Below are 13,313 nucleotides of genomic sequence, written 5' to 3' on the forward strand. Positions count from 1 at the left end.
GGAAATGAAAATTGGAGGTTTGTGAATTGAGTAACTTATTTGATCAGCTTACAAATAAAATATCAGGAAAAGATAAAAAGATTGTATTTCCTGAAGGGTTGGACGAACGTATTTTAACGGCAGCAAGCAAACTGAGCCAAGATGGTGTAGTACTGCCAATCTTAATTGGAAATAAAGAAAGTATTGCACAAAAGGCGAAAGAAGTTGGCGTGGATGTCACATCTTGTGAAATTTTAGATCCAAACAACTATCCGGATTTCGATGCGATGGTTCAGGCGTTTGTGGAACGTCGTAAAGGGAAAGCGACAGAGGAGGATGCACGCAAAATCCTGCTTGATGAAAACTATTTCGGAACCATGCTTGTATACATGAATAAAGCGGACGGCCTCGTTAGTGGAGCGGCACATTCTACAGCTGACACCGTACGTCCTGCATTACAAATTATTAAAACTAACGGCAGAGTAAAGAAAACTTCTGGTGTCTTCATCATGGTTCGTGACGAGGAAAAATATGTATTTGCAGACTGTGCCATCAACATTTCACCAAACAGCCAGGATTTAGCAGAAATTGCAGCAGAAAGTGCGGTTACGGCAAAACTATTTGACGTAGACCCACGAATTGCGATGTTAAGCTTTTCAACGAAGGGTTCAGCGAAATCTCCAGAAACGGAAAAAGTGGAAGAAGCACTGAAAATTGCAAAAGAAAATGATCCTTCTCTTGTCATTGACGGAGAATTCCAATTCGATGCAGCATTTGTTCCAAGTGTTGCACAGAAAAAAGCTCCGGATTCTGTCATCAAAGGGGATGCGAATGTATTTATTTTTCCAAGTCTGGAAGCAGGAAACATTGGATACAAAATTGCACAGCGTCTAGGTAACTTTGAAGCGGTAGGGCCGATCCTTCAAGGGTTGAACAAACCAGTCAATGACCTGTCACGAGGATGCAGTTCAGAAGATGTATATAAATTAGCTCTAATTACAGCAGCACAGGCGGTAGGAGAGTAATTCTAAAAAAGGCTTAATGCAGTGATGAATGATCTGCTTTAAGCTTTTTTTTAAATGTGAAAACCGCTTTTGGGGAGGGACTACAGGACACAATGAGAAGCCCATAAATGACAAAAGCTGTGGTGGGTAAACCTCTGATGTTCATCTAACATGCAGTGAAGGTTGAAAAAACCCCTCCACTGATTGAAAATTTACTTTATCTGCCAGAGCACATAATCCATTTCTCCCACACATATGAGCGGTCCACGCTTTTTATGAGCGGTTCTCTCCCACATTTGAGCGGTCGCTATTTTTTATGAACGCTTCCTCCAGCACCCGGGCAACATTTTCGTTCCGTTTCACCATTTGCCCATATCTTTTTTCAAATCCAATTTGTTCAGCCTCAGAAAAGTCGGTCACCACTATTTCTTCACTAAAGTCAGTTAATGAAGCAAGCACGCGTTCCTTCATATCCTCTACCGTCAAATCAACTCCAAGCAATTCCGATAACGATCCCATGACTTCCGGGTGCACCTCGGGAAACGTAAATTTGGTTTCTTCGTCTTTTTTGCTGATTTGATAAAAATTGCGAATGACTGATGCGCGCTCATAGCTGTTTCCTTCAACATCCAAATAGATTTGTACTGCGGCACCATCTTTTACTCTTCGCTGGGAAATGCCGGCAAATTTTTTTCCATTTATGCTAAGGTCGTAATCACCGGGGCAATAGGAATGAACGATTTCATAGGCTTCAATCTCACTTGTCAAATCGCGCAGCATGTACTGGACAAAGCTAACCATCGCCTCATAGCAGTCATGAATAGAAAGCTCGTGAATTCCTGGTATGACTAGTGAAAGATTTAACACGCCGTTATCTAAGGCAACCGCAAGCCCACCAGAATTACGGACTACGACATGATAGCCTTGATCTGACAGGAAGAGGATACCTTCCTCAATATAGGGAAGTTTCGCATCCGGAATGCCGAGCACAATAGTACGCGGATGAACCCATAAGCGCATCACGGGAGGGGAATCCCCATTACTAACAGACATGGCCAAAGCGTCATCCACCGCAAAAGATGTCAAAGCTGTATACGGTTTATCATAAAATGTATGTTTATTCGAATGATCTACATAACGAAACGTCGTCTGACGAATAATTTCTTTCCAATTTTTCATTTTTCGCACCTTACCCTTTTTTCGAGTCAGTATGTATTATATAATATAAAGTAAAATTGTCGAAAGAAACGGATGGAGAAAATGGCATATAAAGATCAGAAATTATCGGAGGAAAAGGTATTTAAAGACCCTGTACACCGTTATGTCCACGTAAGAGATCGGGTGATATGGGATCTGATTGCAGCACCGGAATTTCAGCGGCTGCGTCGAATTAAGCAGCTTGGTACGACAAATTTGACATTCCATGGGGCAGAACATAGTCGCTTTAATCATTCACTCGGCGTGTATGAGATTGTAAGAAGGATTATCAGTAACTTTGAGAATCGTCCACATTGGAATAATGAGGAGCGACTGCTATGTTTATGTGCAGCACTGCTTCATGATTTGGGACATGGACCATTTTCCCATTCCTTTGAAAAGGTCTTTAAGCTCGATCATGAATATTTTACCCAACAAATTATCATCGGAGACACAAAAATCAACAACATACTGGAAAAAGTCAGTCCCGGATTTTCCCAAAAGGTTGCGGATGTCATTGCAAAAACGTATAAGGACAAGCTGGTAGTCAGTTTAATCTCCAGTCAAATCGATGCCGACCGAATGGATTACCTCCAGCGGGATGCCTATTATACTGGGGTTAGCTATGGTCATTTTGATATGGAACGGATTTTAAGAGTGATGCGGCCGATGGAAGATCAGGTCGTGATTAAATCCACAGGGATGCATGCCGTGGAAGATTACATCATGAGCAGATATCAAATGTACTGGCAAGTTTATTTTCATCCGGTAACAAGAAGTGCAGAAGTGATTCTATCGAAAATATTGCATCGTGCCAAAGAGTTATATGAATCCGATGATTTTATATTTAAATTGAAGCCAACCCACTTTATTTCCTTTTTTGAAGGGAAAGTGAAGCTGGAAGAGTATTTAAAACTGGATGAATCGATTGTGCACTATTATTTTCAGCTTTGGCAGGAAGAGCAGGATGATATTTTACGAGATTTGTGTGAACGGTTTATGAATCGGAGACTGTTTAAATATGTGGAATTTAATCCTAATCTGCAAATGAAGCAGTGGATGGAACTTTACCAGCTGTTTCAGGACGCCGGTATTCATCCGGAATATTATTTAGTTGTTGATTCTTCATCTGATCTACCATATGACTTTTATCGACCAGGTGAGGAAGAAGAAAGATTGCCGATTCATTTAGTTATGCCGGATAATTCATTAAAGGAATTGTCCAGACATTCCGATATAGTAGAAGCGATATCCGGAAAAAAACGGACGGATCATAAGTTATATTTTCCGAAAGACCGCTTAGATGCAGTGGAAGATGAACAGCTTAAACATCGTATTATAGAAATTTTATATGGCCAAGGAGAGGTAAAAGATGTTAGATAATCATGCGAAGTTAGTGCAGTTTTTTTCAGTGGCCGAAAGTGTGACTGGACGCAAGAAGTTGCAGAAGATGATTTATATCTTACAAAAGTGTAACATTCCATTTGAGGAAAAATACAATTTTCATTTTTACGGTCCTTACTCGGAAGAACTGACATTACGAATTGAGGAGCTCTGTAATCTTGGATTTCTTAATGAAGTAAAAGAAGATAAAAGCAATTATTATCAATATAATTATAGGATTACTTCAGACGGGAAAGATTTTCTGCAGCAATTTGGACTGGACATGCCGGATTACCAGATTAAAGTGGATAAATTAAAATCAAGAAGCTCCCGTTTTCTCGAATTGGTTGCAACCATGTTTTACTTCGATGACTTGCCAATGGAAGAAACAATTGAAAAAGTTCGTACAGTGAAAGCGAAGCAAAAATATAGTGATGAAGAAATACAGGATGCCATACAATTTATTAACGAACTAAAAGATCCGGTTACGCAATAAGGAATGTGTGAAATAACGTATTTATTTTGGTAAGATTAGTAAAAATGGGTAGTATGCACACATATTCTTAGTGGTTGGTGAAGAAAGGGAGGAAATCTTGTATGAGTTCGGATAAAAAGAAAAAGAATGCTTTTACGATTATTAAGGACGATCCTACAGATGGTCATGGTGGCTACGGTGGAGGTGGTGGTGTCATCAGCCTGGAAAACATGTCCCCAGTCATTGTGGATCCCAACGAGAATGAGGCATATGTGGACATGGATGCAATGCACGCGCGAAGTAAAGTGGAGCGCAGAGTAAAATGGACCCATGAGAGAGATCAGGTTCTAAATGGAAAATTATATTGGATTGTATGGGTCAATGTGGAACGAAACGAAAGTGGAAAGTTTTACAGTGGTGTAGCAGGCAGTGAAATCCGCGTTGATAGAGAAAACAAACGAGCATATAAATACATGCCGGAACATATTAAACATATGGAAAAATCCCTAAAAGGAAAAATCATTGTCGATCACATGGATGACCACTCGAAAAAACTCCTTAAAGATTTTCTCGTAGATTTTGATGAAGATATGTGGAATAATTCATCCGATGAGCTTAAAGACGCATTGCCGGAGTAAAATATTTTAAAAAATGAACACTTTGTGAACGAATCTTGAACAATTTTAATTCATATTGTACTTTTAGTCAGAAATTTGTAAAATATGGATACATGGACAAACATGTATTACTAGGACAAAAAGCAACCGACAATCTTCCCTGGATTGTCGGTTGCTTTTTTTTACTACAGTTTTTTTGGAAGTGGGAGGAGGAAGATTTCTTAAGATAGTAGACTTTTTCTTTGCCTTTTGGCTCATAGGGAATCCGAATGCTGGGGATAGGAAGGGGTTACCAGGTTGTTCGAAAATTAGGCCATTTTCGTATTTTGTTGCTATCAATTTGATATAAAGTATGCTATAGCACTACATTAGTTGATATTAGATATAAATTCCTGACTGTAGGATACTGCTAACGCATCGCTACGGAAATACACTCCGCTTTTCGTGGGCGCCCCGTGAGCAAATACAAATGAAAACATTCTTCAATAGCAACAAATCCTTTGAGTTGAAAGCAAAATTGCCGGCAGACTTAGTGCTGACTCTTTAGAAAACATCCTAAATTAAGACAAAAGTACTGTTTTTCCATTTATGGAAGGAAAAGGTAAATAAAAACACGAAATGTAATGTTAATTGGATGGGAGAAGGAGGGACATTTCTTTCAAGGCTTGATAATGGTGATTCATATCTTAGGGAGGAGAGATTTTGATGAAAAAATGGTGGAATCGAATCGTAGTTTTGAGTATGATTTTAGTCATGACAGCAGGAACATATCCAACAGCAGCACTAGCAGCAAAATATGATACGGATTACGACAATTTTGATTTAGTTGATACCTCGAATGGTGGGATGGTATCCACATCTCACGGAATAGCAACCCAAGTTGGTGCTGACGTTTTGGAACAGGGTGGAAATGCGGTGGACGCTGCTGTGGCCATTCAGTTTGCATTAAATGTGGTGGAGCCGATGATGTCCGGAATTGGTGGCGGTGGATTTATGATGGTATATGACGGAGAAACAGGAGAAACGACCATTGTGAATAGCCGTGAACGTGCCCCAGCCGGTGCGACACCAGATATGTTTTTAGACGAAAACGGGAATCCCATTCCATTCAGTGAGCGTGTAAGACAAGGGACAGCAGTTGGTGTTCCAGGAACGTTGAAAGGTTTGGAAACAGCTCATGAAACATGGGGAACTCGTCCATTTCAGCAATTGATTGGACCTGCTATTCAACTGGCTCAAAATGGATTTCCTGTTGATGATTATCTTGCGCAATCCATCTCGAGTAATAAGAGTAAGCTACGAAGCACGGCAGCCGAAGAAGTATTCTTTTCAAATGGAGAAGTAATAGAAGAGGGAGATATCCTTGTTCAAGAAGATTTGGCAAAAACATTAAAACTTATTCGTGCGAAAGGTTCTGATGTTTTTTACAATGGCGAAATCGGGGAAGCGCTTTCTGGTGTGGTACAGGACTTTGGAGGTTCCATGACGGTTGATGATTTAGCTCGTTATGATGTGACGATAGACGAACCAGTATGGGGTGAGTTCCAAGGATATGACATTGCCAGCATGCCACCTCCAAGTTCTGGCGGGGTATTCCTCCTTCAAATGCTTGGAATTTTAGATGGTTTTGATTTATCCCAGTATGATGCAAAATCCTGGGAAAAATATCATCTATTAGCTGAAACGATGCATTTGGCATACGCCGACCGTGCAGCATATGCTGGGGACCCTGAGTTTGTCGATGTACCTGTTAACGGTTTGATTGACCCAGATTATCTTGCCGAACGCAGGGCGTTGATAGATTTAGAATCTGTCAATGAAAATCCAACAGCGGGTGATCCTTGGCAATATGAAAATACTTCACCTAATTATGAAATGACCGAACAGCCGGATGATCGGCAATATGGGGAAACAACCCACTTCACAGTAGCTGACAAAGATGGAAATGTAGTTTCCTATACGACAACCATTGAACAGGTATTTGGTTCAGGAATCATGGTACCAGGATATGGGTTCATGCTGAATAACGAGTTAACAGACTTTGATGCTATCCCTGGTGGTGCGAATGAGGTGCAGCCAAATAAACGTCCATTAAGCAGTATGACGCCAACCATTGTGTTTGAAAATGATGATCCGGTATTAACAGTTGGTTCTCCAGGTGGTCCGACGATTATTACGTCCGTCCTGCAAACCATTATCAATGTCGTTGAATATGGTATGGAACCGGAAGATGCCGTTATAGAACCACGGATTTATTCCAACAACCTGAACTCCTATCGTTATGAGGAAGGTATCCCTAGGGAAGTTATTGAGCAGTTAAATTCCATGGGACACCAATTCGGAACTTCACCAACAACGATAGGGAATGTTCAAAGTATTTTACTAGATCATGAAACAGGATTATTAAAAGGTGTAGCGGATCATAGAAGAAACGGAGCGGCAATTGGAGTTGATTTAAAGGGAAACAATAGGTAAATAGAAGCTGGGGCGAAAGAAATATCATCTTTCGTCCCGGCTTTTTATTTTGGTTCCTTCCATTAGAAATGGGATCAATGTACCTGAATTTTTAATTTTACGTCCCGAATATACAAAATTTGTATTATATATTACTCAAATTTCCCATCAATAAAATGATATTTAGTTTATGAGCATTTCCAAAATATGGAGGGGGTATTTTTGCAACTTTACCAAATTCCAAACGTCTATAACGTGAATTCTATTAAAAGTGCTTGTTCAAAATCTATGATTCCAGTAGTTTGAAAGAAGTATCATTGGAATTAAATAGGATATTGAAAAATTATAAAACCAAAAAACTGCAACTTATTTATGATTCATACGTCCTTATAGCGAAAACAATTAATTAAAAAAGGGGGGATACTATTGCCGGAAGGAGATCTTGAACGTAAATTAATCATGGAATGGTATGATCAGTATAGTATCAGTATCTATAAGTATATTGTAAAAATGATAAATGATACTCACCAAGCAGAAGACCTTACACAGGACACATTTATAAAGGCATACAAATATCTTGGGAATAAAGAAATAGAATACCCCAAAACATTCCTTTATCGTACAGCACACAGTATTACAGTTGATTTTATACGAAAACAAGCTCCTATTCTTTTAGTGAAGAATTTTATTCCAAGTGAGAAAGATGAGAAGACTCAATAGAATCCATTGTTGAGGGGCGTGAAGAATTAAAGGATTTGTATAAGACCTTACATCGCCTAAAAACCTCTTACCGGCAGGTCATTATCTTACGTAAGATAGAAGGATTCTCTATTCAGGAAACAGCCCAAATTTTAAAATGGTCCGAAAGTAAAGTGAAATCGACACTATTCCGCGCACTACGGACATTGGAGGAACAATTAAAAAAAGGAGGTACTGCGTATGAAAGGCCAAGAGGAGACACAACTTGATCAGTCACTCAAAAGCTTGAATGAAAATATTTCGTGGGATAATGAGAAACAGCAGCATTCCCGAAGACTATTTCTTTCAAAACTTGAACAAGTTAGATCATCCAAACGTAAATCCTGGATAAGGAGAAGTGCTGTCCCTATAGTAGCTTCTATTTTGTTTTTGGGAACTACTACTACTCTTTTTGTTAGTGAACATAGTGTACAGCAGCAAAATAATTCTTTGGTACAAAATGAAAATATGTCAGGGAATAACACAGATCAAGTTTCCAGTATTGGAATGGATGAAGAGGTCGAATCAAATATAGAGGAAATTAATGAAGCGGGCTTTGACCTGCGACTTCCGCAGTATTCCCCAACTAGTAATACGGAGATAAAGAACCTTATACAAAGGTCTGCAGGGAAAACAACCAACGTAACAGCTAATTACTATGATGGCGAGGGTAAGCAAATATTTACATTTCTTCAAGAAGATATTTCAGAGATAAATGAAAACAACAATAACAATGGGATAAATCATATGAAAGAAAACGCAGACTATAAAACTGAAATTAATGGTAATGAAGCCTTTTATAATGAAAATGACAATAGTGGATTGAAGACATTAAACATTATTACAAACGGGTACGGTTTCACGTTATCCACCTATCATCTATCTGAGGAGCAACTGATAAAGATTGGTGAATCCATTGATTTTTGACAAATAAACGAGAAAATATATTTAGAGCGATTTGAATAACATATAATTTTTTAGTAGGACAGAAATAACTATAAAGTATTTTCCATCAAAAATAAAAATGCACCTTTAGCAAAATATGGTAAAATGGAAAGCTCAAACAACCAAAATACCAATTTGCAAGGTGCATTTTCATGGAATTACAATTAGAAGTAATTCCCTTTTACTACTAAAACACACTTGGCTTTGATCCGGAACTGGTAGATTGTTATCTCCCTATAAACGAATCAAAAATCCGTTCAACCAGTCCCTTGCTGGAATCTTCTTCTTCCGGTTCCTCCTCTGGTTCATCCATATGAAAATGCTCTGTACAATAAGTGGTAGGCACATTTTCCTCTTCAAAATACATTACACGGCTTACTTCACAGTATGGAGTGGCGATGTGCCCAGTTGCTGGATCAATCGGAACTCCGACAACCCCTTCTGGTGCTGCAAATCCTTGTTCTGGCAGCTCCTCATGAGCCTTTTCCATAAAAGCTGCCCAGATTTGCTTAGGATACCCGGATTCCGCAACGATTTCCATCGTACGATTATCATCATACCCGCCCCAGACGCCTGTAACAAGATGAGGACTATACCCAATCATCCAGCTGTCTGATTGGGTTGAACCAGATTTTCCGGCATACACACGGGTTAATTGATCTGTAATCGGAGCACCTGTAACCGATGCATACCCATTAAGCTTCCGGTCGAACATACCTGTCATTAAATCGGTTAAAATAAAAGCCTGGTCCGGATCAAGGATGATGTCACCAGCTTTCTCTTCCCTTTCATAAACCGTTTTTCCATTTCGATCGACAATTTTTTCTATCGTATAGCCTTCGATTTCACGTCCCCCATTGGCAATGATTCCGTATCCGGTTACCATCTCTTCCACGGTGACGGAAGCAGTTCCTAATGCAAGGGACGGAACTTCCGGCAATTCTCCTTCCAACCCGAATCTTCTTGCAGTTTCTATGACTCTTTCAGGTGTTAGAAACACATTCGTTTTTACCGCATAAATATTGTCAGATACGGCCAAAGCTTGGGCGAGGGAAATCGGCTCGTAGGCATAATAGTCATTAAAATTACTAGGGCGATATACCTCCCCATTTTCCAGTTCAAACACGGTTGGCTTACTGGTTAACATCGTGTTTGCGGAATACCCGTTTTCCAATGCGGCATAGTACAAGAATGGCTTAAAGGTAGAACCGGCCATGCGCCTTGCGTCTACAGCCCGATTATACGGACTCTCCTGATAATCCCTTCCACCTACCATTGCTTTTATCGCACCAGTATTTGGCTCCATCGCTAAAGCACCAATTTGCATCTCGCTCTCCTCGCTAATCGTGGCATCCACGGATTCTTCCAGTTGTGTTTGCATTTCTGCATTTAGGGTTGTGTAAATTTGAAATCCACCAGAGCGAATCAGTTCCATATCCAGTTCCAAAACTTCGGATGCCTCTTCCAAAACCGTATCCTGAAAATAAGGGCCAATTGTATTTTTGTTTTCTGCCACTTTTTCAGCATAGATAAGCTCTTTCTCTGTGGCTTTGTCAAACTCTTCTGCAGTAATCATGTCGTTTTTAAACATTAAGTTCAGAATCTGCTGCTGACGGTTATCTGCATTCTCCTTATTATTTAATGGAGAATAATAGGTTGGCCCCTTTGGAATTCCTGCTAACATCGAAGCTTCTGCCACATCCAAATCTTTCGCGGATTGATCAAAAAAATATCTGCTGGCAGCTTCAATGCCATATGCACCATGTCCGTAATAAACGGAATTCAAATAGGCTTCCAAAATCTCTTTTTTGGAATAATACATTTCCAGTCGAACCGTATAAAAGGCTTCTTTTATTTTTCTGTTCCATGTTTTATCATGAGATAAATAAAGATTTCGAGCGAGCTGCTGGGTAAGCGTACTTGCCCCTTCTTTCAATGACATCGATCTAATATTTTCTATGATAGCACCTGCAATCCGTTTAAAATCAAACCCGTTATGCTCCATAAAGTGCTGATCCTCAACAATAAGGGTGGCATTGATGACATGTGGAGACATATCCTCCAAGTCTACCCAATACCTGTTTTCCACCCCATGCTCTTCTCCAATTACTTCATTGGAATCACTGTAATAAATGGTATTCTCTTCGTTTGTTAAAACGGGAGGACCTAATAAAAAGCTTAAAAAATAAATTCCAGCAAAAGAAATAAGTACAAGTCCGGCTAAGCCAGTAATCAGTTTCCCAATGATTCGATATTTTCTAAATCCCCTCTTCTTCATCGCATTAGCTCCATAAATCATAATATACGTTTGTATTACTACCATTATGGGAAAAGATAAAAACAAATAAACATAAGAAAAGCGGAATCGCCCGTTTAGCGACGTACGGAGGTGAGGGAAGTCCGCTAGTCGCTGGAGCTAGACTAACATGAAAATGCGGAAGTGGACAATGGGATTTAGTTACTAATAACCAAAAAGAGTTAAATTTGAAATTCGTGTAAAAAAAGGCTTGTAATTTTCACGGTTTTCTCTATAATTTATTTGTTTACATGATTGATGAAAACATTAATTTCATGCTGCAGGAAATACTAGCTGGCAGGAAGTTTTGAATAAAGCTACATACAAGGAGATGGATTAGAGCAATGAGTATTTGGTTTACAGAAAAACAGACAGAGAATTTTGGAATAACGGCAAAAATTAAACAGACCTATGTTTCCGAGCGAACAGATTTTCAGGAACTGCAAATGGTGGAAACCGAAGAATGGGGAAACATGCTAATCCTGGATGATATGGTAATGACAACGGAAAAAGACGAATTTGTGTATCATGAAATGGTTGCACATGTTCCTTTATTCACCCATCCGAATCCAAAGGACGTCCTAGTTGTTGGTGGCGGTGATGGGGGAGTGATTCGCGAAGTGTTAAAGCATCCGTCTGTACAAAAAGTGACGCTTGTAGAAATTGATGGGAAGGTTATCGACTATTCCAAAAAATATCTTCCAACGATTGCGAGCGAATTTGATAATGAACGTGTGGAAGTCAAAGTCGATGACGGTTTTATGTATATCGCCAATAGTGAAAAGGCATTCGATGTGATCATGGTAGACTCCACGGAACCGGTTGGCCCGGCAGTAAATCTTTTCAGTCAAGGATTTTACGCAGGAATTTCCAAGGCATTAAAAGATGATGGGGTATTTGTTGCACAAACGGATAATCCTTGGTTTAAGGCAGATTTAATTAAACAAGTGTATTCGGATGTAAAAGAAATTTTTCCAGTAACACGCCTGTATACGGCGAATATTCCAACCTATCCAAGTGGACTTTGGACATTTACAATCGGAAGCAAAATTCATGATCCGCAAAAAGTGAAACAAGAACGTTTTACACCGATGGCTACAAAATATTACACACCGGAGCTTCATTTTGCTTCCTTCGTATTGCCTAAATTTGTGAAAGATTTGACTGAGTAAGGGGAGACGTTTCGATGAGATTTGATGAAGCATATTCTGGAAAAGTATTTATTATGTCAGGTTCGGATTTTGACAAAGCAAAGGCAGTCATATATGGGATGCCAATGGACTGGACGGTTAGCTTCCGTCCAGGTTCTCGTTTTGGTCCAGGCCGCATTCGCGAGGCATCTATTGGACTGGAGGAATACAGCCCATACATGGATAAACATCTGGAGGAAGTTGCCTTTTTTGATGCAGGAGACATTCCGTTGCCATTTGGAAATCCTGCCCGCAGCCTGGAAATGATTCAGGAATACATTGGGAAATTGTTGGAACAGGATAAATTTCCGATTGGACTTGGTGGAGAGCATTTAGTAACCTGGCCCATCATTCAGGCCATCCATAAAAAATACCCGGATATGGCACTCATTCATATTGATGCCCATGCCGATCTCAGGGAGGAATATGAAGGGGAGCCACTTTCCCATTCCACACCAGTACGAAAAATTTGTGAGTTAATTGGACCGGAAAATGTCTATTCATTTGGAATCCGTTCCGGCATGCGTGAAGAATTCCAGTATGCCAAAGAAAGCGGCATGCACATGTCCAAATTCCATGTCTCAGAACCACTACGGGAAATGCTGCCTGCTTTAAGTGGAAGAAATGTTTATGTCACGATTGATATCGATGTACTGGACCCAGCTTTTGCACCAGGAACCGGAACAGCAGAAGCAGGTGGGATCACATCGAATGAATTATTAGAGGCGATTCAACTGATATCGAAGTCGGATATCCATGTTATCGGTGCAGATTTAGTGGAAGTAGCACCAGCATACGACCATTCGGAAAAAACAGCAATTGCCGCAAGCAAATTTGTAAGAGAAATGCTGCTCGGCTGGGTGGAGTAGGTAGGAGCTGGTAGGCGCTGGTAGGCGCTCAAAAGAGAAGGAGGAGCGCTCATAAAAAGGTAGAACCGCTCAAAAGAGAGGGAAGAGCGCTCATAAAAAGGTAGAACCGCTCAAAAGAGAGGGAGGGGGCTCATAAAAAAGTAGAACCGCTCAAAAGCATGTGAGA

Annotated in this window: 12 protein-coding genes; 10 read left to right on the forward strand and 2 right to left on the reverse strand. The window is 40.0% G+C overall.

Annotated elements, in window-relative coordinates; translation table 11 throughout:
* Positions 1-26 precede the first annotated feature (26 nt).
* The gene (pta, locus tag GMJ66_RS10090) at positions 27-1,004 is read left to right on the forward strand and encodes a phosphate acetyltransferase (RefSeq protein WP_156290192.1); all 978 of its coding nucleotides are present in this window, start codon (positions 27-29) and stop codon (positions 1,002-1,004) included.
* A gap of 252 nt (positions 1,005-1,256) precedes the next feature.
* Here pta and GMJ66_RS10095 read toward each other — a convergent pair whose 3' ends face one another.
* Complete coding sequence (locus GMJ66_RS10095) at positions 1,257-2,162, reverse strand: lipoate--protein ligase family protein (protein WP_156290193.1); 906 nt, start codon at positions 2,160-2,162, stop codon at positions 1,257-1,259.
* Positions 2,163-2,243: 81 nt separating this feature from the next.
* On the opposite strand from GMJ66_RS10095, the gene GMJ66_RS10100 reads away from it, so the two are divergent.
* The 7 genes from GMJ66_RS10100 to GMJ66_RS10125 all read left to right on the forward strand — a co-directional run bounded on the left by GMJ66_RS10100 (position 2,244) and on the right by GMJ66_RS10125 (position 8,774).
* On the forward strand, positions 2,244-3,563 hold the full coding sequence (locus GMJ66_RS10100) for an HD domain-containing protein (protein WP_156290194.1): 1,320 nt from the start codon (positions 2,244-2,246) through the stop codon (positions 3,561-3,563).
* Positions 3,553-4,059 (forward strand): YwgA family protein, encoded by a 507-nt coding sequence (locus tag GMJ66_RS10105; protein WP_156290195.1) that lies wholly within the window; start codon positions 3,553-3,555, stop codon positions 4,057-4,059. The genes GMJ66_RS10100 and GMJ66_RS10105 overlap by 11 nt, the downstream gene beginning before the upstream one ends.
* 101 nt (positions 4,060-4,160) lie before the next feature.
* Positions 4,161-4,676: a YwhD family protein gene (locus tag GMJ66_RS10110; protein WP_156290196.1), complete on the forward strand. Its 516-nt coding sequence runs from the start codon at positions 4,161-4,163 to the stop codon at positions 4,674-4,676.
* Positions 4,677-5,360: 684 nt separating this feature from the next.
* Positions 5,361-7,130: a gamma-glutamyltransferase gene (gene ggt, locus GMJ66_RS10115; RefSeq protein WP_156290197.1), complete on the forward strand. Its 1,770-nt coding sequence runs from the start codon at positions 5,361-5,363 to the stop codon at positions 7,128-7,130.
* Positions 7,131-7,535: 405 nt separating this feature from the next.
* On the forward strand, positions 7,536-7,829 hold the full coding sequence (locus GMJ66_RS20675) for an RNA polymerase sigma factor (protein ID WP_231514888.1): 294 nt from the start codon (positions 7,536-7,538) through the stop codon (positions 7,827-7,829).
* A 35-nt stretch (positions 7,830-7,864) separates the two neighbouring features.
* Positions 7,865-8,077 (forward strand): RNA polymerase sigma factor, encoded by a 213-nt coding sequence (locus GMJ66_RS20680; RefSeq protein ID WP_231514889.1) that lies wholly within the window; start codon positions 7,865-7,867, stop codon positions 8,075-8,077.
* Positions 8,049-8,774: a hypothetical protein gene (locus GMJ66_RS10125; RefSeq protein WP_156290198.1), complete on the forward strand. Its 726-nt coding sequence runs from the start codon at positions 8,049-8,051 to the stop codon at positions 8,772-8,774. Before GMJ66_RS20680 ends, GMJ66_RS10125 begins: the two co-directional genes overlap by 29 nt.
* 244 nt (positions 8,775-9,018) lie before the next feature.
* Here GMJ66_RS10125 and GMJ66_RS10130 read toward each other — a convergent pair whose 3' ends face one another.
* Complete coding sequence (locus tag GMJ66_RS10130; protein WP_156290199.1) at positions 9,019-11,070, reverse strand: transglycosylase domain-containing protein; 2,052 nt, start codon at positions 11,068-11,070, stop codon at positions 9,019-9,021.
* Positions 11,071-11,432: 362 nt separating this feature from the next.
* Between GMJ66_RS10130 and speE the strand changes: the two genes are divergently transcribed.
* Together speE and speB are read left to right on the forward strand one after the other, a co-directional pair.
* Complete coding sequence (speE, locus tag GMJ66_RS10135) at positions 11,433-12,260, forward strand: polyamine aminopropyltransferase (protein WP_156290200.1); 828 nt, start codon at positions 11,433-11,435, stop codon at positions 12,258-12,260.
* 14 nt (positions 12,261-12,274) lie between these two features.
* Entirely contained in the window at positions 12,275-13,147 is an 873-nt protein-coding gene (gene speB, locus GMJ66_RS10140; protein ID WP_156290201.1) for an agmatinase, read from the forward strand.
* Positions 13,148-13,313: the final 166 nt, after the last annotated feature.

Source organism: Oceanobacillus salinisoli, assembly GCF_009733865.1.
Lineage (GTDB): Bacteria > Bacillota > Bacilli > Bacillales > Amphibacillaceae > Oceanobacillus > Oceanobacillus salinisoli.

Excerpts from the sequence above, each read along its gene's own strand:
- ggt (WP_156290197.1), top strand. The coding sequence starts at position 5,361 with ATGAAAAAATGGTGGAATCGAATCGTAGTTTTGAGTATGATTTTAGTC.
- speB (WP_156290201.1), top strand. The coding sequence starts at position 12,275 with ATGAGATTTGATGAAGCATATTCTGGAAAAGTATTTATTATGTCAGGT.
- GMJ66_RS10130 (WP_156290199.1), bottom strand. The coding sequence starts at position 11,070 with ATGAAGAAGAGGGGATTTAGAAAATATCGAATCATTGGGAAACTGATT.
- GMJ66_RS10100 (WP_156290194.1), top strand. The coding sequence starts at position 2,244 with ATGGCATATAAAGATCAGAAATTATCGGAGGAAAAGGTATTTAAAGAC.
- GMJ66_RS10125 (WP_156290198.1), top strand. The coding sequence starts at position 8,049 with ATGAAAGGCCAAGAGGAGACACAACTTGATCAGTCACTCAAAAGCTTG.
- speE (WP_156290200.1), top strand. The coding sequence starts at position 11,433 with ATGAGTATTTGGTTTACAGAAAAACAGACAGAGAATTTTGGAATAACG.
- GMJ66_RS10105 (WP_156290195.1), top strand. The coding sequence starts at position 3,553 with ATGTTAGATAATCATGCGAAGTTAGTGCAGTTTTTTTCAGTGGCCGAA.
- GMJ66_RS10110 (WP_156290196.1), top strand. The coding sequence starts at position 4,161 with ATGAGTTCGGATAAAAAGAAAAAGAATGCTTTTACGATTATTAAGGAC.
- GMJ66_RS10095 (WP_156290193.1), bottom strand. The coding sequence starts at position 2,162 with ATGAAAAATTGGAAAGAAATTATTCGTCAGACGACGTTTCGTTATGTA.